The sequence below is a fragment of the Escherichia sp. MOD1-EC4550 genome, from assembly GCF_963876935.1.
GTDB lineage: Bacteria > Pseudomonadota > Gammaproteobacteria > Enterobacterales > Enterobacteriaceae > Escherichia > Escherichia coli_F.
Genome location: NZ_CAWNSE010000018.1, coordinates 1 through 20,831, shown reverse-complemented (window position 1 = coordinate 20,831; position 20,831 = coordinate 1). Strand labels below are relative to the sequence as shown.

The 20,831-nt window shown below is 51.2% G+C and carries 15 protein-coding genes and 1 riboswitch; of the genes, 10 read left to right on the top strand and 5 right to left on the bottom strand.

Annotation, left to right across the window (positions count from 1 at the left end):
* Positions 1-2: 2 nt before the first annotated feature.
* From AACU19_RS14710 to argE, 3 genes are all read right to left on the bottom strand, one after another.
* Entirely contained in the window at positions 3-1,736 is a 1,734-nt protein-coding gene (locus AACU19_RS14710) for a phosphoethanolamine transferase CptA (protein ID WP_000556307.1), read from the bottom strand.
* Between the two features lie 181 nt (positions 1,737-1,917).
* The gene (gene ppc / locus AACU19_RS14705; RefSeq protein WP_001005598.1) at positions 1,918-4,569 is read right to left on the bottom strand and encodes a phosphoenolpyruvate carboxylase; all 2,652 of its coding nucleotides are present in this window, start codon (positions 4,567-4,569) and stop codon (positions 1,918-1,920) included.
* A 301-nt stretch (positions 4,570-4,870) separates the two neighbouring features.
* Positions 4,871-6,022: an acetylornithine deacetylase gene (gene argE / locus AACU19_RS14700; RefSeq protein ID WP_001353723.1), complete on the bottom strand. Its 1,152-nt coding sequence runs from the start codon at positions 6,020-6,022 to the stop codon at positions 4,871-4,873.
* 153 nt (positions 6,023-6,175) lie between these two features.
* Between argE and argC the strand changes: the two genes are divergently transcribed.
* The 6 genes from argC (at position 6,176) to oxyR (ending at position 13,616) form a co-directional block, all read left to right on the top strand.
* Entirely contained in the window at positions 6,176-7,180 is a 1,005-nt protein-coding gene (gene argC, locus AACU19_RS14695; protein WP_105279099.1) for an N-acetyl-gamma-glutamyl-phosphate reductase, read from the top strand.
* Positions 7,181-7,187: 7 nt separating this feature from the next.
* Positions 7,188-7,964, top strand: coding sequence for an acetylglutamate kinase (gene argB, locus AACU19_RS14690; RefSeq protein WP_105279098.1), 777 nt, complete (start codon positions 7,188-7,190; stop codon positions 7,962-7,964).
* Between the two features lie 60 nt (positions 7,965-8,024).
* Complete coding sequence (gene argH / locus AACU19_RS14685) at positions 8,025-9,398, top strand: argininosuccinate lyase (RefSeq protein WP_032185652.1); 1,374 nt, start codon at positions 8,025-8,027, stop codon at positions 9,396-9,398.
* 484 nt (positions 9,399-9,882) lie between these two features.
* Entirely contained in the window at positions 9,883-11,097 is a 1,215-nt protein-coding gene (gene manD / locus AACU19_RS14680; protein WP_000690928.1) for a D-mannonate dehydratase ManD, read from the top strand.
* Positions 11,098-11,163: 66 nt separating this feature from the next.
* On the top strand, positions 11,164-12,447 hold the full coding sequence (locus AACU19_RS14675) for an MFS transporter (protein ID WP_000382176.1): 1,284 nt from the start codon (positions 11,164-11,166) through the stop codon (positions 12,445-12,447).
* Positions 12,448-12,698: 251 nt separating this feature from the next.
* A complete protein-coding gene (gene oxyR / locus AACU19_RS14670; RefSeq protein WP_001025939.1) occupies positions 12,699-13,616 on the top strand; it encodes a DNA-binding transcriptional regulator OxyR in 918 nt (305 codons plus the stop codon).
* Here oxyR and sthA read toward each other — a convergent pair.
* Positions 13,599-14,999, bottom strand: a complete 1,401-nt coding sequence (sthA, locus tag AACU19_RS14665; protein ID WP_001120810.1) for a Si-specific NAD(P)(+) transhydrogenase — start codon at positions 14,997-14,999, stop codon at positions 13,599-13,601. The genes oxyR and sthA overlap by 18 nt on opposite strands.
* A gap of 331 nt (positions 15,000-15,330) precedes the next feature.
* Between sthA and fabR the strand changes: the two genes are divergently transcribed.
* Together fabR and AACU19_RS14655 are read left to right on the top strand one after the other, a co-directional pair.
* Entirely contained in the window at positions 15,331-15,981 is a 651-nt protein-coding gene (gene fabR, locus AACU19_RS14660) for an HTH-type transcriptional repressor FabR (RefSeq protein WP_001309117.1), read from the top strand.
* The gene (locus tag AACU19_RS14655; RefSeq protein WP_105279097.1) at positions 15,981-16,352 is read left to right on the top strand and encodes a YijD family membrane protein; all 372 of its coding nucleotides are present in this window, start codon (positions 15,981-15,983) and stop codon (positions 16,350-16,352) included. Before fabR ends, AACU19_RS14655 begins: the two co-directional genes overlap by 1 nt.
* A 39-nt stretch (positions 16,353-16,391) precedes the next feature.
* On the opposite strand, the gene trmA is transcribed toward AACU19_RS14655, so the two are convergent.
* Entirely contained in the window at positions 16,392-17,492 is a 1,101-nt protein-coding gene (gene trmA, locus AACU19_RS14650; RefSeq protein ID WP_105279096.1) for a tRNA (uridine(54)-C5)-methyltransferase TrmA, read from the bottom strand.
* 113 nt (positions 17,493-17,605) lie between these two features.
* A riboswitch (cobalamin riboswitch) is annotated at positions 17,606-17,795 on the top strand.
* A gap of 65 nt (positions 17,796-17,860) precedes the next feature.
* On the opposite strand from trmA, the gene btuB reads away from it, so the two are divergent.
* Positions 17,861-19,705, top strand: coding sequence for a TonB-dependent vitamin B12 receptor BtuB (gene btuB, locus AACU19_RS14645; RefSeq protein ID WP_105279095.1), 1,845 nt, complete (start codon positions 17,861-17,863; stop codon positions 19,703-19,705).
* Positions 19,650-20,507: a glutamate racemase gene (gene murI, locus AACU19_RS14640; protein WP_105279094.1), complete on the top strand. Its 858-nt coding sequence runs from the start codon at positions 19,650-19,652 to the stop codon at positions 20,505-20,507. The genes btuB and murI overlap by 56 nt, the downstream gene beginning before the upstream one ends.
* Positions 20,508-20,831: the final 324 nt, after the last annotated feature.

The following is a 20,831-nucleotide window of genomic DNA, read 5'->3' as shown; positions in this document are numbered from 1 at the left end:
ATTTACTGATTACCCACCTGATCGCCATACGGCAGAGTGTCGTAATCGATCAGCGCGTTTTTCTTGTACGGGTTACCAATCCAGCGGGTAGTTTCTTTGAACTGCGGATTCACCACTGAACGGGTTGGATCGTAACCGTCGTAAGATAAGCCCGCCAAATCTGACCAGGTGTGGATCAGTTCCGCCAGGCTGTATTTACGATCAACATCCTGCGAGAAATCACGCGGATGAGTCGCTTGCCATTTTTCTGACGTCCACAGCAGGAACGGAATGGTGTACATATGACGCGTCGGGTTGTCCTCATTACGCCCCTGAGTTTTGTGCGGCGGCGTGTCGTAAACCTCTTCACCGTGGTCAGAGAAGTAAACCAGGAAACCGTTCGGGTCTGCTGCTTTAAAGTCTTTAATCAGGCTGGCAACCACATGATCGTTATACAGGTTAGCGTTATCATAATCGTTATATGACTCCAGCTCTTCTGCGCTTAGTCCCGGCGGAACATGATCGGTATTGCCATCAAACTTGCCCTGATTTTCCGGGTAGCGGTATTTGTATTTGATATGCGTACCCAGCAGATGAACGATGATCAGTTTCTTCGGCGCAGGGTCATTCAGCACTTCCTGGAACGGCTTCAGCACGTTGGTGTCGTATTCACGCGCACTCTGCGTACGTTGCTGGTTCATGTAGTACTGCTTGTCGGTCTGGCGCGAAAATACCGTCAGCATGGTATTGCGGGCGGTCATCGTTTGCTGGTTGGTGATCCAGAAGGTTTTATAACCCGCCTGTTTCATCATGTTCATCAGCGACGGCTGCGTCAGATACAGATCCGGGTTCTTTTCATTGGCAAAAGTCAGCGCCTGTTGCAGGATTTCAATGGTGTACGGACGAGACGTCACCACGTTATTAAACACGGTCAGATTCGGATCGGTTTTATGCAGCGCATCCAGCTCCGGCGTGGTTTCACGCGGATAACCGTACAGACTCATGCGTCCACGCTGGGTCGACTCGCCAATCACCAGCACTAAGGTGCGCGGTTCGTTACCCGATTCATCTTTGAAATTAGCCAGCGGCGGCAAGGCATTATTTTCATTCAGTAGCTTTGTTAGCGAGTTTAGTTGCTGACGATACTGATAATAGCCGGTCAGGAATTGCCACGGTGCGGCAGGCTCCATACGCGATGCCAGGTTATCCAACGTTTTCTCAAACGGCTTGTTTTTGATAAACGTATTCATGGCGATCGGATGCAGAATCAAGCCATAAAGCAGGGCAAAAGAGACAACATAACGCCACGGCTTTGGAATATAGACCGGGCGCAGGCGTGTCCACAGCAGAACTGCCACCGCCGTATAGGCCAGCGCGATAAGCACAATTTTCAGGCTGAAATACTGGCTTAAATACTCGCTGGCTTCGTTGGTGTTGGTTTCGAACATCACAAACAGAACGCTCTGCGAGAACTCCTGACCGTAGATGACGTAGTAGCACAGCGCCGCCAGAGAGGCCGCCCATAGCACCACGCCGATTACTGCGGCAATAATTTTAATCCGCTTCGGAAAGAGGAATACCGGGATCAACCACAGCGAACTGAATAACAGCGAGTCGCGAATGCCGTTAGTGCCACTATAACCACTGATGTAAATAATGGCCTGTAGCAGAGTAGAGAAAAACCAAAAGTAGAGCAGTGCCCAACCCAGGGCTTTCCAGCTAAAAAGAGGTTTAGCCTGGACTTCTGTGGAATGCATAGTAAGAACCTGTCTTGAAAAAATATCGCCGAATGTAACGACAATTCCTTAAGGATATCTGAAGGGATATCCAGAATTTGAATAAAATGCAGACAGAAATATATTGAAAACGAGGGTGTTAGAACAGAAGTATTTCAGAAAACCCTCGCGCAAAAGCACGAGGGTTTGCAGGAGGGGAAGATTAGCCGGTATTACGCATACCTGCCGCAATCCCGGCAATAGTAACCATTAACGCTTGCTCGACGCGAGGATCCGGTTCCTGGCCTTCTTTTTCTGCCTGGCGGGAGCGGTGCAGCAACTCGGCCTGCAATACGTTCAGTGGGTCGGTGTAAATATTTCGCAGCTGAATAGACTCCGCAATCCACGGCAGATCGGCCATCAGGTGAGAATCGTTGGCAATCGCCAGCACCACTTTGATGTCTTCTTCTTGCAGATTACGTAACTCTTTACCTAACGGCCATAATGCTTTGTCTACCAGACGTTGATCATAGTATTCCGCCAGCCACAGGTCTGCTTTGGCGAAGACCATCTCCAGCATGCCGAGACGCGTCGAGAAGAATGGCCAGTCGCGGCACATGGCTTCCAGTTCGCTCTGCTTGCCATCTTCGACCACTTTTTGCAGCGCCGTACCTGCACCCAGCCAGGCGGGGAGCATCAGGCGGTTTTGTGTCCAGGCAAAAATCCACGGAATGGCGCGCAGTGACTCGACGCCGCCGGTCGGGCGACGTTTCGCCGGACGTGAACCCAACGGCAGTTTGCCAAGCTCTTGTTCCGGCGTAGCGGAGCGGAAGTACGGCACAAAATCTTTGTTTTCACGTACGTAGCCACGGTAGAGATCGCAGGAGATGACTGACAGTTCATCCATAATGCGACGCCAGCTCTCTTTCGGCTCCGGCGGTGGCAGCAGGTTGGCTTCCAGAATTGCCCCGGTGTACAGCGACAGGCTGCTAACGGTGATTTCTGGCAGACCATATTTAAAGCGGATCATCTCGCCCTGTTCGGTCACGCGAAGGCCGCCTTTCAGGCTTCCTGGCGGTTGTGACAGCAGCGCCGCATGGGCAGGTGCGCCGCCGCGACCAATGGAACCGCCGCGGCCGTGGAACAGCGTCAGTTCAATACCCGCTTTTTCGCAGGTTTTGATTAATGCATCCTGTGCCTGATATTGCGCCCAGGAAGCCGCCATCACCCCCGCATCTTTTGCTGAGTCGGAATAGCCAATCATCACCATCTGTTTGCCCTGAATCAGGCCGCGATACCAGTCGATATTGAGCAACTGGGTCATGACATCGTTGGCGTTGTTCAGGTCATCAAGGGTTTCAAACAGCGGTGCAACCGGCATCGCAAATCCAATACCCGCTTCTTTCAGCAGCAGGTGTACAGCCAGTACGTCGGACGGCGTTTTTGCCATCGAGATCACGTAGGCGGCAATGGAACCTTGCGGTGCTTCAGCAATTACCTGACAGGTATCAAGTACTTCGCGCGTTTCGGCGCTCGGTTGCCAGTTACGCGGCAGAAGAGGGCGTTTGGAGTTCAGTTCGCGGATCAGGAACGCCTGTTTGTCGGCCTCTGACCAGCTTTCATAGTCGCCGATGCCGAGGTAGCGGGTCAGTTCGCCCAGCGCTTCGGTATGACGGGTGCTCTCCTGACGGATATCAATACGGACCAGCGGTACACCGAAACATTTCACGCGGCGCAGGGTGTCGAGCAGATCGCCGTTGGCAATAATACCCATGCCACACGCCTGAAGGGACTGGTAGCAAGCGTAGAGCGGCTCCCACAGTTCTTCGTTCTGCGTCAGCAGACCCTCTGGTTTTGGTACTTCTTCACCTTTCAGGCGCGCTTCCAGCCATGCCTGTGTCGCCATCAAGCGGGAACGCAGGTTTTTCATCAGATAGCGATACGGTTCTGCGGCACCTTCTTCGCCGACCAGCGCCAGCAGTTCCGGAGTTGCTTCAACCATCGACAGTTCAGAAACCAGAACTTGAATATCTTTCAGGAACAGATCGGTGGCTTTCCAGCGGCTGAGCAGCAGGACGTGGCGGGTGATATCGGCAGTGACGTTCGGGTTTCCGTCGCGGTCGCCGCCCATCCACGAGGTAAAACGCACCGGAACAAATTCGACGGGTAGTTTGTAGCCGAGGTTCTCTTCCAGTTGTTCGTTCAGTTCGCGCAGGTAATTCGGTACGCCTTGCCACAGGCTGTTTTCTACTACGGCAAAGCCCCATTTGGCCTCATCTACCGGGCTTGGGCGCAGCTTACGGATTTCATCGGTATGCCATGACTGGGCGATCAACTGGCGCAGGCGGCGCATCAGTTGGTTATGTTCGTAGTCGGCGATATCTTTGTTGTCGAGCTGTTTTAAGCAGGCGTTCACTTCCACCATTTTGTGGATCAGCGTACGACGGGTAATTTCGGTTGGGTGAGCCGTGAGGACCAGTTCCAGCGACAGCGATTCAACTGCTTTTTTGATGGTGTCTTCGCTCAGTTCCGGCTGGTTTTTCAGTTTACGCAGGGTGCGGGCGATCACTTCCGGATTGCTGGCTGCTTCGCCTTTCGGCGAAATGCTATGGTATTGCTCGGCGGTGTTAGCCAGATTCAGGAACTGACTAAACGCACGCGCAACGGGCAGCAGCTCGTCGTTCGACAAATTTTGTAAAGTGGTGAGCAACTCCTGGCGGTTAGCATCATTGCCAGCGCGTGAAGATTTGGACAACTTACGGATAGTTTCAACGCGTTCAAGAATGTGTTCTCCCAACGCATCCTTGATGGTTTCCCCCAGCACTTTGCCGAGCATACTGACATTACTACGCAATGCGGAATATTGTTCGTTCATATTACCCCAGACACCCCATCTTATCGTTTGATAGCCCTGTATCCTTCACGTCGCATTGGCGCGAATATGCTCGGGCTTTGCTTTTCGTCGTCTTTTATAAAGCCACGTAAAAGCGATGACGTCAAATGCTGCGAAATCGCTTCAGCAAACGAATAAATAGCAGGAATTTACGCCATTAAATACACGACGCTTTAAATAAGCGTAACTTATGGAAATGTTAAAAAATCGCCTTGAGTAACACCAAAGGTGTAGGTCGGATAAGATGCGCAAGCATCGCATCCGACATTGTTTGGCCTACGTTTTAATGCCAGCAGAAATGGTGAATCACCTGGGTGATCAGTTCGCGGGTGGGCTTAATAAACCGTGTCTCCAGGTATTCATCAGGCTGATGAGCCTGATTAATTGAGCCAGGTCCCAGCACCAGTGTCGGGCATAACGTCTGAATAAACGGCGCTTCGGTACAGTAGTTCACTACTTCGGTCTTTGCTCCGAGCAATTTCTCAACCACTTCAACCAGTTGATGATTCGGTGGGCATTCATAGCCAGGAATCGGTGGATGCAGCTCGTCGACCGTCAGACGACCCGGCCAGCGCTCGCTCACCGGAGACAATGCATCGTTGAGCAAACCATTAAGTTCATTGAGTGTCATGCCTGGCAGCGGACGAATATCCATATGCAACTCACAGCAAGCGCAAATACGGTTAGATGCATCGCCACCGTGAATATGCCCGAGGTTGAGCGTAGGGTATGGCACGGTAAATGCTTCGTAGTGATAACGTTCTTTCAGATTATCGCGCAATTGCAAAATATGCCCGATGGCGTCGTGCATCAATTCGATCGCGTTAACTCCGCGTGCTGGATCGCTGGAGTGCCCCGACTGGCCCTGAATACGGATGGCGTTCGAGATATGGCCTTTATGCGCGCGTACCGGTTGTAGTGACGTCGGTTCGCCAATGATGGCGCAATCCGGGCGCAGGGCGGTAGTTTCGGCAAAATATCGCGCTCCGGCCATACTGGTTTCTTCATCGGCAGTTGCGAGAATGTAGAGTGGTTTTTTCAGTTTCGTGACGTCGACATCGCGTAGCGCATCAAGGATAAACGCAAAAAAGCCTTTCATGTCGGCGGTGCCTAAGCCGTAAAGCTTGCCGTCATGCTCCGTCAGCGTAAACGGATCGCGCGTCCAGCGGCCGTCATCAAATGGCACCGTATCGGTATGCCCCGCCAGCAGCAAACCGCCAGCTCCCTGTCCGCAACTGGCTAGCATATTAAATTTGTTGCGAGTTCCCGGCACGGGCTGCACTTCCACATTGAAGCCCAAATCTTTAAACCAGTCCGCCAGCAGAGTGATTAAATCTGCATTGCTTTGATCGAGTGCCTCTTCCGTGGCGCTTATTGAAGGTGTGGCAATCAGAGCACGGTAAATCTCGATAAATGGCGGTAATTTGTTTTTCATTGTTGACACACCTCTGGTCATGATAGTATCAATATTCATGCAGTATTTGTGAATAAAAATACACTAACGTTGAGCGTAATAAAACCCACCAGCCGTAAGGTGAATGTTTTACGTTTAACCAGGCAACCAGACATAAGAAGGTGAATAGCCCCGATGTTGAATACGCTGATTGTGGGCGCCAGCGGTTACGCTGGCGCAGAGCTAGTGACCTATGTAAATCGCCATCCGCATATGAACATAACCGCTTTGACTGTTTCAGCGCAAAGCAATGATGCGGGAAAGTTAATCTCCGATTTGCATCCGCAGCTAAAAGGCATCGTTGATCTGCCGTTGCAGCCGATGTCGGATATCAGTGAGTTTAGCCCAGGGGTGGACGTGGTGTTTCTTGCTACTGCCCATGAAGTTAGTCACGATTTAGCGCCACAATTTCTTGAAGCGGGCTGTGTGGTGTTCGACCTTTCCGGCGCGTTTCGTGTTAACGACGCCACCTTCTATGAAAAATATTACGGCTTTAGCCATCAATACCCGGAACTGTTGGAACAGGCAGCTTACGGTCTGGCGGAGTGGTGCGGTCATAAATTAAAAGAAGCGAACTTAATTGCGGTGCCTGGCTGTTATCCGACGGCGGCGCAATTGGCGCTGAAACCGTTGATTGATGCCGATCTTCTTGACCTCAATCAGTGGCCGGTTATCAACGCCACCAGTGGTGTGAGCGGAGCAGGACGTAAGGCAGCGATTTCAAATAGTTTTTGTGAAGTTAGCCTGCAACCGTATGGTGTCTTTACCCATCGCCACCAGCCGGAGATCGCCACACACCTCGGTGCTGAAGTTATCTTCACCCCGCATCTGGGCAATTTCCCGCGCGGCATTCTCGAAACCATTACCTGCCGCCTGAAACCGGGTGTGACCCAGGCGCAAGTCGCGCAAGCGTTACAGCAGGCGTATGCCCATAAACCGCTGGTGCGGCTGTATGACAAAGGCGTTCCGGCGCTGAAAAATGTCGTCGGGCTGCCGTTCTGCGATATCGGTTTTGCCGTTCAGGGGGAACATCTGATTATTGTGGCGACCGAAGACAACTTATTGAAAGGCGCGGCAGCACAAGCGGTACAGTGCGCCAATATTCGTTTCGGCTATGCGGAAACGCAGTCTCTTATTTAGGGGTGCAATGATGAATCCATTAATTATCAAACTGGGCGGCGTACTGCTGGATAGTGAAGAGGCGCTGGAACGTCTGTTTACCGCACTGGTGAACTATCGCGAGTCACATCAGCGTCCGCTGGTGATTGTCCACGGCGGCGGCTGCGTGGTGGATGAGCTGATGAAAGGGCTGAATCTGCCGGTGAAAAAGAAAAATGGCCTGCGGGTGACGCCTGCGGATCAGATAAACATTATCACCGGAGCACTGGCGGGAACGGCAAACAAAACCCTGCTGGCATGGGCGAAGAAACATCAGATTGCGTCCGTAGGTTTGTTTCTCGGTGACGGCGACAGCGTCAAAGTGATCCAGCTTGATGAAGAGTTAGGCCATGTTGGACTGGCGCAGCCAGGTTCGCCTAAGCTTATCAATACATTGCTGGAAAACGGTTATCTGCCGGTGGTCAGCTCCATTGGCGTAACAGACGAAGGGCAACTGATGAACGTCAATGCCGACCAGGCGGCGACGGCGCTGGCGGCAACGCTGGGCGCGGATCTGATTTTGCTCTCTGATGTCAGCGGTATTCTCGACGGCAAAGGGCAACGTATTGCCGAAATGACCGCCGCGAAAGCAGAACAACTGATTGAGCAGGGCATTATTACTGACGGCATGATAGTGAAAGTGAACGCGGCGCTGGATGCTGCGCGCACGCTCGGCCGTCCGGTAGATATCGCCTCCTGGCGTCATGCGGAACAACTTCCGGCACTGTTTAACGGTATGCCGATGGGTACGCGGATTTTAGCTTAAGTTTTGTTGGCCGGAGACGTAGCTTTCTGGCATTGAATTTAAAAATAAGGAAACAGATTTATGGCACTTTGGGGCGGGCGTTTTACCCAGGCAGCAGATCAACGGTTCAAACAATTCAACGACTCACTGCGCTTTGATTACCGTCTGGCGGAGCAGGATATTGTTGGCTCTGTGGCCTGGTCCAAAGCGCTGGTAACGGTAGGCGTGTTAACCGCAGAAGAACAGGTGCAACTGGAAGAGGCGCTCAATGTGCTGCTGGAAGATGTTCGCGCCAGGCCACAACAAATTCTTGAAAGCGACGCCGAAGATATCCATAGCTGGGTGGAAGGCAAACTGATCGACAAAGTGGGCCAGTTAGGCAAAAAATTGCATACCGGGCGTAGCCGTAATGATCAGGTAGCGACTGACCTGAAACTGTGGTGCAAAGATACCGTTAGCGAGTTGCTGACGGCTAACCGGCAGCTGCAATCGGCGCTGGTGGAAACCGCACAAAACAATCAGGACGCGGTAATGCCAGGTTACACTCACCTGCAACGCGCCCAGCCGGTGACGTTCGCGCACTGGTGCCTGGCGTATGTTGAGATGTTGGCGCGTGATGAAAGCCGTTTGCAGGATGCGCTTAAGCGTCTGGATGTCAGCCCGTTAGGCTGTGGCGCACTGGCGGGAACGGCTTATGAAATCGACCGTGAACAGTTAGCAGGCTGGCTGGGCTTTGCCTCGGCGACCCGTAACAGTCTCGACAGCGTTTCTGACCGCGACCACGTGCTGGAACTGCTTTCTGCCGCCGCTATCGGTATGGTGCATTTGTCGCGTTTTGCCGAAGATCTGATTTTCTTTAACACCGGCGAAGCGGGTTTTGTGGAGCTTTCTGATCGCGTGACTTCCGGTTCATCATTAATGCCGCAGAAGAAAAATCCGGATGCGCTGGAGCTGATTCGCGGTAAATGCGGTCGTGTTCAGGGCGCGTTGACCGGCATGATGATGACGCTGAAAGGTCTGCCGTTGGCCTATAACAAAGATATGCAGGAAGACAAAGAAGGTCTGTTCGACGCGCTCGATACCTGGCTGGACTGCCTGCATATGGCGGCGCTGGTGCTGGACGGGATTCAGGTGAAACGCCCACGTTGTCAGGAAGCGGCGCAGCAGGGGTATGCGAACGCCACTGAACTGGCGGATTACCTGGTGGCGAAAGGTGTGCCGTTCCGCGAGGCGCACCATATTGTTGGTGAAGCGGTGGTGGAAGCCATTCGTCAGGGCAAACCGCTGGAAGAACTGCCGCTCAGTGAGTTGCAGAAATTCAGTCAGGTGATTGGCGAAGATGTCTATCCGATTCTGTCGCTGCAATCGTGCCTCGACAAGCGTGCAGCAAAAGGCGGCGTCTCCCCGCAGCAGGTGGCGCAGGCGATTGCTTTTGCGCAGGCGCGGTTGGAGTAATTGGTTTATATTGCTCCCCTGAAAATGGGGAGCTTACCACGCCTATAAAGTAGCGACACTACGTAGGCGGACTGCCTCAGGCAGAAATTTTTCAGCATTCTGGTGACCTTAAATTTAACGCCCAACCAGAACTATTATTTGTCATATTCCTTTTTATTCTTGCGTCTTCTTTACCTTCACTCTCCCCATGAAAATCATATTTTCAATACATCAATCAATACATATTTTAATTAATTGAATATAATTCATTTCTATTGCTGCGCTCATTTTTAATGATTAATGGAGTTTGTTATGTGATTATTTAACGTGTTGTTTTAACGATGATGGTTAATTATTCAGGTGGTTTTTGAGGGGGGGGGTCTCCTCGGTGGAAATTTTTATTTTTAATGTGATCACGGTTGAATAATCGCTCTTTCTCTCTTGTATGGTAGTAGGCGTAAAATTAAGTTTGAAGCGTCTATTTACAACACAGGAGATTGCAATAATGAAAATTATTGCTGCAGATGTTTTTGTTACTTGCCCAGGACGTAATTTCGTTACGCTTAAAATAACCACTGCAAGCGGACTTTGTGGATTGGGAGATGCCACATTAAATGGTCGCGAATTGTCGGTCGCTTCTTATCTGAAAGATCATCTTTGTCCACAATTAATTGGCCGCGATGCCAGCCGTATCGAAGATATCTGGCAATTCTTTTATAAAGGTGCTTACTGGCGACGTGGCCCCGTCACAATGTCGGCCATTTCTGCCATTGATATGGCGTTGTGGGATATCAAAGCCAAAGCGGCAAATATGCCATTGTATCAACTGCTTGGTGGGGCTTCTCGTGAAGGCGTGATGGTTTATTGCCACACCACCGGGCGCACGATTGATGAAGTCCTTGAAGACTATGCAAAGCACCAGCAGATGGGCTTTAAGGCGATTCGTGTGCAGTGCGGTGTACCGGGTATGCAAACCACTTATGGCCTGGCGAAGGGCAAAGGACTGGCGTATGAACCGGCAACCAAAGGCCTGTGGCCGGAAGAGCAGTTGTGGTCTTCAGAAAAGTATCTCGATTTTACACCGAAGTTATTTGAAGCGGTGCGTAATAAGTTCGGTTTTAACGAACATCTGTTGCATGACATGCACCATCGCCTGACTCCTATCGAAGCGGCGCGCTTTGGGAAGAGCATTGAGGATTACCGCCTGTTCTGGATGGAAGATCCGACGCCTGCCGAGAACCAGGAATGTTTTCGTCTGATTCGCCAGCATACTGTGACGCCGATTGCGGTCGGTGAAGTGTTTAACAGTATCTGGGACTGCAAGCAGTTAATCGAAGAGCAGCTGATTGACTATATTCGCACGACGATTACCCATGCAGGCGGCATTACCGGGATGCGACGGATTGCCGATTTTGCATCGCTTTATCAGGTACGTACCGGTTCGCATGGCCCTTCAGATTTATCGCCTGTTTGTCATGCGGCGGCGCTGCATTTTGACCTCTGGGTGCCAAACTTTGGTGTTCAGGAGTACATGGGCTATTCCGAACAAATGCTTGAAGTCTTCCCGCACAGCTGGCGCTTCGATGAAGGTTATATGCACCCAGGCGATGAACCGGGGCTGGGTATTTCTTTCGATGAGAAACTGGCGGCGAAATATCCGTATGACCCGGCGTATCTCCCCGTCGCACGACTGGAAGATGGCACATTGTGGAACTGGTAATAACGGTTCGCTTAATTATTTTCTGAATAGTCAGCAAATCGATTAATTCCGCTCAAGGAGCTAAAAATGGACGTTGATGTGTCAACCAGTGTTGCGGGTAATAAACCGCAACGGATTCGTCGTATTCAGACAGTAACGCTGGTTTTATTATTTATGGCGGGGATCGTTAATTTCCTCGACCGTTCGTCATTGAGCGTGGCAGGCGAAGCGATTCGTGGCGAGTTAGGATTATCGGCGACAGAATTTGGCGTTTTGCTTTCTGCATTTTCTCTGTCTTATGGTTTTTCACAACTCCCTTCCGGTATTTTGCTAGACCGCTTTGGCCCACGAATAGTTTTAGGTGCAGGCTTAATATTCTGGTCATTAATGCAGGCATTAACAGGAATGGTTAATTCTTTTAGCCACTTTATTTTAATGCGTATCGGTCTGGGTATTGGCGAAGCGCCATTTATGCCTGCGGGAGTAAAGTCGATCACCGACTGGTATGCGCAAAAAGAACGCGGCACGGCGCTGGGGATTTTTAACTCATCTACCGTTATCGGTCAGGCTATTGCGCCTCCTGCTCTTGTATTGATGCAGCTGGCATGGGGCTGGCGGGCAATGTTCGTCATCATCGGCGTGGCGGGGATTCTGGTTGGGATCTGTTGGTACGCGTGGTATCGCAACCGGGCGCAGTTTGTCCTGACCGACGAAGAACGGACCTATCTCTCCGCGCCGGTTAAACCGCGTCCACAATTACAATTTAGCGAGTGGCTGGCGCTGTTTAAGCATCGGACAACCTGGGGGATGATTTTAGGTTTCTCTGGCGTCAATTATACCGGTTGGCTCTACATCGCGTGGTTACCCGGTTATTTACAAGCCGAGCAAGGCTTCAGTCTGGCGAAAACCGGTTGGGTGGCGGCGATTCCTTTCCTCGCGGCGGCGGTCGGGATGTGGGTTAACGGTATTGTTGTCGATCGGCTGGCGAAAAAAGGCTACGACCTGGCGAAGACGCGTAAAACGGCTATTGTCTGCGGTTTGATGATGTCGGCATTAGGCACGTTGCTGGTCGTGCAATCCTCCTCGCCAGCCCAGGCTGTAGCGTTTATCTCAATGGCGCTGTTCTGCGTGCATTTCGCGGGAACATCTGCATGGGGACTGGTGCAGGTGATGGTGTCAGAAACAAAAGTGGCTTCCATCGCCGGGATTCAAAACTTTGGCAGTTTTGTTTTTGCTTCCTTTGCTCCGATCGTAACCGGTTGGGTAGTGGATACCACGCACTCGTTTAATCTGGCGCTGGTTATCGCGGCCTGTGTGACGTTCACCGGGGCGCTGTGTTACTTCTTTATTGTCAAAGATCGGATTGAGTAACTGTTACTATCAGGCTCTCTTGCTGTGGGCCTGTAGAATAAAAAAAAGCGGATCCTGGAGATCCGCAAAAGTTCACGTTGGCTTTAGTTATTCGAGTTGAGAAACTCTCGAAACGGGCAGTGACTTCAAGGGTTAAAAGAGGTGCCGCTCCGTTTCTGTGAGCAATTATCAGTCAGAATGCTTGATAGGGATAATCGTTCATTGCTATTCTACCTATCGCCATGAACTATCGTGGCGATGGAGGATGGATAATGAATATTCGTGATCTTGAGTACCTGGTGGCATTGGCTGAACACCGTCATTTTCGGCGTGCGGCAGATTCCTGCCACGTTAGCCAGCCGACGCTTAGCGGGCAAATTCGTAAGCTGGAAGATGAGCTGGGCGTGATGTTGCTGGAGCGGACCAGCCGTAAAGTGTTATTCACCCAGGCGGGAATGCTGCTGGTGGATCAGGCGCGTACCGTGCTGCGTGAGGTGAAAGTCCTTAAAGAGATGGCAAGCCAGCAGGGCGAGACAATGTCCGGGCCGCTGCATATTGGTTTGATTCCCACGGTTGGGCCTTACCTGTTACCGCATATTATCCCGATGCTGCACCAGACCTTTCCAAAGCTGGAAATGTATCTGCATGAAGCACAGACCCACCAGTTACTGGCGCAACTGGACAGCGGCAAACTCGATTGCGTGATCCTCGCGCTGGTGAAAGAGAGCGAAGCATTCATTGAAGTGCCGTTGTTTGATGAGCCAATGTTGCTGGCTATCTATGAAGATCACCCGTGGGCGAACCGCGAATGCGTACCAATGGCCGATCTGGCAGGGGAAAAACTGCTGATGCTGGAAGATGGTCACTGTTTGCGCGATCAGGCAATGGGTTTCTGCTTTGAAGCCGGGGCGGATGAAGATACACACTTCCGCGCGACCAGCCTGGAAACTCTGCGCAACATGGTGGCGGCAGGTAGCGGGATCACTTTACTGCCTGCGCTGGCTGTGCCGCCGGAGCGTAAACGCGATGGGGTTGTTTATTTGCCGTGTATTAAGCCGGAACCACGCCGCACTATTGGCCTGGTTTATCGTCCGGGCTCACCGCTGCGCAGCCGCTATGAGCAGCTGGCAGAGGCCATCCGCGCAAGAATGGATGGCCATTTCGATAAAGTGTTAAAACAGGCGGTTTAAACCGTTTAACGCGGCTACCCGATAGGCTTCCGCCATCGTCGGGTAGTTAAAGGTGGTGTTGACGAAGTACTCAATAGTGTTGCCGCCACCTTTCTGTTCCATAATCGCCTGACCGATATGAATAATTTCGGCTGCGCGCTCGCCAAAGCAGTGAATGCCCAGAATCTCTTTTGTTTCCCGATGGAACAAAATTTTCAGCGTGCCCACGTTCATGCCGACGATTTGTGCGCGTGCCAGATGTTTGAACTGGGCGCGGCCCACTTCATATGGCACTTTCATCGCGGTCAGCTGCTGTTCGGTTTTGCCCACAGAGCTGATTTCCGGGATGGTGTAAATACCGGTAGGGATATCTTCAATCAGATGTGCGGTGGCTTCGCCTTTCACCAGCGCCTGCGCGGCAATGCGCCCCTGGTCATAGGCCGCCGACGCCAGGCTCGGATAACCAATCACGTCGCCCACCGCGTAAACGTGTGGCTGTGCGGTCTGATACATGCTGTTGACCTTCAGCTGTCCACGACTGTCAGTTTCCAGCCCAATGTTCTGTAACGCCAGCGAATCGGTATTACCGGTGCGACCGTTGGCATAGAGAAGACAGTCGGCTTTCAGCTTTTTGCCCGACTTCAGATGCATAATCACACCGTCGTCACAGCCTTCGATCTTTTCGTACTCTTCGTTGTGACGAATCACTACGCCACTGTTCCAGAAGTGATAGGAGAGAGAATCTGACATCTCTTGATCGAGAAATGCCAGCAGGCGATCGCGGGTATTGATCAGATCCACTTTTACATCCATACCGCGGAAGATCGACGCATATTCACAGCCGATCACTCCAGCACCGTAAATCAGTACATGGCGCGGTTCGTGGTGCATGCTAAGAATTGAGTCGCTGTCATAAATGCGTGGATGGGTGAAATCAACATCTGTTGGATGATAAGGGCGAGAACCACAGGCAATAACAAATTTTTCAGCGGTTAGTGTTTCGACGCTGCCGTCCGGGCAATCCAGCGCCAACGTATGCTCGTCAACAAAGCGAGCGTTCCCCTGCAATATTTCACAGTGATTACGTTCGTAAAATCCCTGACGCATGCGCGTTTGTTGATTAATCACGTTATCGGCATGGTTAAGGATATCGGCAAAAGAAGAGCGGAGCAGTCGGGAATGGTCGCTGTAAAGTGGGTTTTGATTGAATTCTATAATGCGGCTGACGGCGTGACGGAGAGCTTTCGACGGGATGGTGCCCCAGTGGGTGCAACCGCCGCCAACATTTTGATAACGCTCGATAACTGCGACGCGCGCACCTTGCTTAACCAGGCCCATTGCAGCGCCTTCGCCGCCGGGGCCGGAACCTATTACTATGGCATCGTAATCGTAGGAATGTGGCATGGTAGGGCTTACCTGTTCTTATACATAAAAGCAACAGAATGGTAACATTTTATCGCGGGTAAGCCAATTGATCCCCGTCATTTATCTGGCTATATCGTGAGCGGCCTTTGCTTTGTCTGTTTCTTACTTTTGCCTTGAACGTTTTATTGGATTTTTATCGCCAGTACTCACCGTTTAAGTGGCAGGTTTCCGTTGTTCGTAAAAGAACCGGCCAAAGAATTGCAGTAAATATGTTTTATTGCGTTACCGTTCATTCACAACACTGGAGCAATCCAGTATGTTCATTCTCTGGTATAGTGCCAGCAGTACTTTTGGCAAGGATTCAGACATCGTGATGGGCGTAAGAGCGCAACAAAAAGAAAAAACCCGCCGTTCGTTGGTGGAAGCCGCATTTAGCCAATTAAGTGCTGAACGCAGCTTCGCCAGCCTGAGTTTGCGTGAAGTGGCGCGTGAAGCGGGCATTGCTCCCACCTCTTTTTACCGGCATTTTCGCGACGTAGACGAACTCGGTCTGACCATGGTTGATGAGAGCGGTTTAATGCTGCGCCAACTCATGCGCCAGGCGCGTCAGCGTATCGCCAAAGGCGGGAGTGTGATCCGCACCTCGGTCTCCACATTTATGGAGTTCATCGGTAATAATCCTAACGCCTTCCGGTTATTATTGCGGGAACGCTCCGGCACCTCCGCTGCGTTTCGTGCCGCCGTTGCGCGTGAAATTCAGCACTTCATTGCGGAACTTGCGGACTATCTGGAACTCGAAAACCATATGCCGCGTGCGTTTACTGAAGCGCAAGCCGAAGCCATGGTGACGATTGTCTTCAGTGCGGGTGCCGAGGCGTTGGACGTCGGCGTCGAACAACGTCGGCAATTAGAAGAGCGACTGGTACTGCAACTGCGAATGATTTCGAAAGGGGCTTATTACTGGTATCGCCGTGAACAAGAGAAAACCGCAATTATTCCGGGAAATGTGAAGGACGAGTAATGAAACAAGCAAATCAAGATAGAGGTACGCTGCTGCTGGCGCTGGTGGCTGGCTTATCGATTAATGGTACTTTCGCAGCGCTGTTTAGCTCCATTGTGCCATTTTCTGTATTCCCGATTATTTCCCTGGTGCTGACAGTTTACTGCCTGCATCAACGTTATCTTAATCGCACTATGCCGGTAGGCTTGCCGGGTCTGGCTGCTGCTTGTTTTATTCTCGGCGTACTGCTGTACAGCACGGTAGTTCGTGCGGAATATCCGGATATCGGCTCTAACTTCTTCCCGGCAGTACTGTCCGTCATTATGGTGTTCTGGATTGGCGCGAAGATGCGTAACCGTAACCGTAACCGTAAGCAGGAAGTTGCTGAGTAATCGGTATCATGCCGGATGCTGGCGCATCCGGCATAGATTTTACTTCGCGGTCAGTAATACGCCGCACTCCATATGGTGCGTGTAGGGGAACTGATCAAACAGAGCCAGACGTTCAACCTTGTGCGTCTGGCTTAATGTTTCCAGATTCTTGCATAACGTTTCCGGATTGCAGGAGATATACAGAATACGTGGATACGCCTGCACCATTTTCTCGGTTTCACTGTCCAGACCGCTGCGCGGTGGGTCGACAAAAATGGTTTCGCACTGATAACTCTTCAAGTCGATCCCTTGCAGGCGATTAAACTCGCGCACACCATTCATCGCCTGAGTAAATTCTTCTGCCGCCATACGAATAATTTGGACGTTATCAATATGGTTAGCGGCAATGTTGTATTGCGCGGCAGCGACCGAAGGCTTGGCGATTTCGGTGGCTAATACCCGATCAAAATTGCGCGCCAGGGCTAATGAGAAGTTACCGTTGCCGCAGTACAGCTCCAGTAAATCGCCTTTTGAGCCTTTGGTGACGTCCAGCGCCCATTCCAGCATCTGAATATTCATCGCCGCGTTCGGCTGGGTAAAGCTGTTTTCTACCTGACGGTAGATCATCTCTTTCCCTGCGACCGGCAGACGTTCGTCGATGTAATCTTGATCCAGCGCGATTTTGGTTTTCGTTGCCCGACCAATCAGATGCACATTTAAATTTTGTGCGCGCAACGCATCGCGCAGAGCTTCCGCATGTTGACGCCATTCGTCATCCAGCTTTTTATGGTACAGCAGGGAAACCACCGCCTGATTACTCAGCGTAGTGAGGTAATCAATCTGGAATAGCTTGTGGCGCAGAACTGGATTATTACGCACACCCGCAATCATCGCCGTCATCAACTGGTTGATAAGTTCACTGGCGGCGGGGAAGCTATCCACGCGGATACGGCTTTTGGTTTGTTGATCGAAAATGATGTGGTACAGGTCATCGCCATCGTGCCAGATGCGGAACTCCGCACGCATCCGGTAATGACTGACCGGCGAGCGAAACACTTCCGGAACCAGGTCAGAAAACGGCGCCATCATACTTTGCAAACGTACCACTTTTTCGGCTAACTGCGCTTCATACTGTTCTGTTGGAAGGTGTTCGGGGGTCATGATGTATCCTGAAAATGAAATGTACGCGGCGATTGTAGGGATTGCTCATCAGATGTCCAGATCTTGATGTATTCCTATTTGTGAGCTACGTCTGGACAGCAACTTGTTACAACCTGTAGCATCCACTCGCCGGTCCTGTGAGTTAATAGGGAATCCAGTGCAAATCTGGAGCTGACGCGCAGCGGTAAGGAAAGGTGCGATGATTGCGTTATGCGGACACTGCCATCCGGTGGGAAGTCATCATCTCTTAGTATTTTATATACCCCTCCAAGCCCGAAGACCTGCCGGCTAACGTCGCATCTGGTTCTCATCATCGCGTAATATTGATGAAGCCTGCGGCATCCTTCTTCTATTGTGGATGCTTTACAATGATTAAAAAAGCTTCGCTGCTGACGGCGTGTTCCGTCACGGCATTTTCTGCTTGGGCACAGGATACCAGCCCGGATACTCTCGTCGTTACTGCTAACCGTTTTGAACAGCCGCGCAGCACTGTGCTTGCACCAACCACCGTTGTGACGCGTCAGGATATCGACCGCTGGCAGTCGACCTCGGTCAATGATGTGCTGCGCCGTCTTCCGGGTGTCGATATCACCCAAAACGGCGGTTCAGGTCAGCTCTCATCTATTTTTATTCGCGGTACAAATGCCAGTCATGTGTTGGTGTTAATTGATGGCGTCCGCCTGAATCTGGCGGGGGTGAGTGGTTCTGCCGACCTTAGCCAGTTCCCTATTGCGCTTGTCCAGCGTGTTGAATATATCCGTGGGCCGCGCTCCGCCGTCTATGGTTCCGATGCAATAGGTGGGGTCGTGAATATCATCACGACGCGCGATCAACCCGGAACGGAAATTTCAGCAGGGTGGGGAAGCAATAGCTATCAGAACTATGATGTTTCTACACAGCAACAACTGGGAGATAAGACACGGGTAACGCTGTTGGGCGATTATGCCCATACTCATGGTTATGATGTTGTCGCCTATGGTAATACCGGAACGCAAGCTCAGCCAGATAACGATGGTTTTTTAAGTAAAACGCTTTATGGCGCGCTGGAGCATAACTTTACTGATGTCTGGAGCGGTTTTGTGCGCGGCTATGGCTATGATAACCGTACCAATTATGACGCATATTATTCTCCCGGCTCACCGTTGCTCGATACCCGTAAACTCTATAGCCAAAGTTGGGACGCCGGGCTGCGCTATAACGGCGAACTGATTAAATCACAACTCATTACCAGCTATAGCCATAGCAAAGATTACAACTACGATCCGCATTATGGTCGTTATGATTCGTCGGCGACGCTTGATGAGATGAAGCAATACACCGTCCAGTGGGCAAACAATGTCATCGTTGGTCACGGTAGTATTGGTGCGGGTGTTGACTGGCAGAAACAGACTACAACGCCGGGTACAGGTTATGTAGAGGATGGATATGATCAACGTAATACCGGCATCTATCTGACCGGGCTGCAACAAGTCGGCGATTTTACCTTTGAAGGCGCAGCACGCAGCGACGATAACTCACAGTTTGGTCGTCATGGAACCTGGCAAACCAGCGCCGGTTGGGAATTTATCGAAGGTTATCGCTTCATTGCTTCCTACGGGACATCTTATAAGGCACCAAATCTTGGGCAACTGTATGGCTTCTACGGAAATCCGAATCTGGACCCGGAGAAAAGCAAACAGTGGGAAGGCGCGTTTGAAGGCTTAACCGCTGGGGTGAACTGGCGTATTTCCGGATATCGTAACGATGTCAGTGACTTGATAGATTATGATGATCACACCCTGAAATATTACAACGAAGGGAAAGCGCGGATTAAGGGCGTCGAGGCGACCGCCAATTTTGATACCGGACCACTGACGCATACTGTGAGTTATGATTATGTCGATGCGCGCAATGCAATTACCGACACGCCGTTGTTACGCCGTGCTAAACAGCAGGTGAAATACCAGCTCGACTGGCAGTTGTATGACTTCGACTGGGGTATTACTTATCAGTATTTAGGCACTCGCTATGATAAGGATTACTCATCTTATCCTTATCAAACCGTTAAAATGGGCGGTGTGAGCTTGTGGGATCTTGCGGTTGCGTATCCGGTCACCTCTCACCTGACAGTTCGTGGTAAAATAGCCAACCTGTTCGACAAAGATTATGAGACAGTCTATGGCTACCAAACTGCAGGACGGGAATACACCTTGTCTGGCAGCTACACCTTCTGAACCACGTCCCACCGTGCTGGTGTTTGACTCCGGCGTCGGTGGGTTGTCGGTCTATGACGAGATCCGGCATCTCTTACCGGATCTCCATTACATTTATGCTTTCGATAACGTCGCTTTCCCGTATGGCGAAAAAAGCGAAGAGTTTATTGTTGAGCGAGTGGTGGCAATTGTCACCGCAGTGCAAGAACGCTATCCCCTTGCGCTGGCAGTGGTCGCTTGCAACACCGCCAGTACCGTTTCACTTCCTGCCTTACGCGAAAAGTTCGACTTCCCGGTTGTTGGAGTCGTGCCGGCGATTAAACCTGCTGCACGTCTGACGGCAAATGGCATTGTCGGATTACTGGCAACCCGCGGAACAGTTAAACGTTCTTATACTCATGAGCTGATCGCGCGTTTCGCTAATGAATGCCAGATAGAAATGCTGGGTTCGGCAGAGATGGTTGAGTTGGCTGAAGCGAAGCTGCATGGCGAAGATGTTTCTCTGGATGCGCTAAAACGTATCTTGCGTCCGTGGTTAAGAATGAAAGAGCCGCCAGATACCGTTGTACTGGGGTGTACCCATTTCCCTCTACTACAAGAAGAACTGCTACAGGTGCTGCCAGAGGGAACACGGCTGGTGGATTCTGGCGCAGCGATTGCTCGCCGAACGGCCTGGTTGCTAGAGCATGAAGCCCCGGATGCAAAATCCGCCGATGTGAATATTGCCTTTTGTATGGCAATGACGCCAGAAGCTGAACAATTATTGCCCGTTTTACAGCGCTACGGCTTCGAAACGCTCGAAAAACTGGCAGTTTTAGACTGATTTGGTTGAATGTTGCGCGGTCGGAAAATTATTTTAAATTTCCTCTTGTCAGGCCGGAATAACTCCCTATAATGCGCCACCACTGACACGGAACAACGGCAAACACGCCGCCGGGTCAGCGAGGTTCTCCTGAGAATCTCGACAGAGAAAAGAAAAAAAATGCTTGACTCTGTAGCGGGAAAGCGTATTATGCACACCCCGCGCCGCTGAGAAAAAGCGAAGCGGCACTGCTCTTTAACAATTTATCAGACAATCTGTGTGGGCACTCGAAGATACGGATTCTTAACGTCGCAAGACGAAAAATGAATACCAAGTCTCAAGCGT

Excerpts from the sequence above, each read along its gene's own strand:
- ppc (WP_001005598.1), bottom strand. The coding sequence starts at position 4,569 with ATGAACGAACAATATTCCGCATTGCGTAGTAATGTCAGTATGCTCGGC.
- sthA (WP_001120810.1), bottom strand. The coding sequence starts at position 14,999 with ATGCCACATTCCTACGATTACGATGCCATAGTAATAGGTTCCGGCCCC.
- btuB (WP_105279095.1), top strand. The coding sequence starts at position 17,861 with ATGATTAAAAAAGCTTCGCTGCTGACGGCGTGTTCCGTCACGGCATTT.
- argH (WP_032185652.1), top strand. The coding sequence starts at position 8,025 with ATGGCACTTTGGGGCGGGCGTTTTACCCAGGCAGCAGATCAACGGTTC.
- oxyR (WP_001025939.1), top strand. The coding sequence starts at position 12,699 with ATGAATATTCGTGATCTTGAGTACCTGGTGGCATTGGCTGAACACCGT.
- argB (WP_105279098.1), top strand. The coding sequence starts at position 7,188 with ATGATGAATCCATTAATTATCAAACTGGGCGGCGTACTGCTGGATAGT.
- argC (WP_105279099.1), top strand. The coding sequence starts at position 6,176 with ATGTTGAATACGCTGATTGTGGGCGCCAGCGGTTACGCTGGCGCAGAG.
- AACU19_RS14655 (WP_105279097.1), top strand. The coding sequence starts at position 15,981 with ATGAAACAAGCAAATCAAGATAGAGGTACGCTGCTGCTGGCGCTGGTG.
- AACU19_RS14710 (WP_000556307.1), bottom strand. The coding sequence starts at position 1,736 with ATGCATTCCACAGAAGTCCAGGCTAAACCTCTTTTTAGCTGGAAAGCC.
- argE (WP_001353723.1), bottom strand. The coding sequence starts at position 6,022 with ATGAAAAACAAATTACCGCCATTTATCGAGATTTACCGTGCTCTGATT.
- manD (WP_000690928.1), top strand. The coding sequence starts at position 9,883 with ATGAAAATTATTGCTGCAGATGTTTTTGTTACTTGCCCAGGACGTAAT.
- murI (WP_105279094.1), top strand. The coding sequence starts at position 19,650 with ATGGCTACCAAACTGCAGGACGGGAATACACCTTGTCTGGCAGCTACA.
- AACU19_RS14675 (WP_000382176.1), top strand. The coding sequence starts at position 11,164 with ATGGACGTTGATGTGTCAACCAGTGTTGCGGGTAATAAACCGCAACGG.
- trmA (WP_105279096.1), bottom strand. The coding sequence starts at position 17,492 with ATGACCCCCGAACACCTTCCAACAGAACAGTATGAAGCGCAGTTAGCC.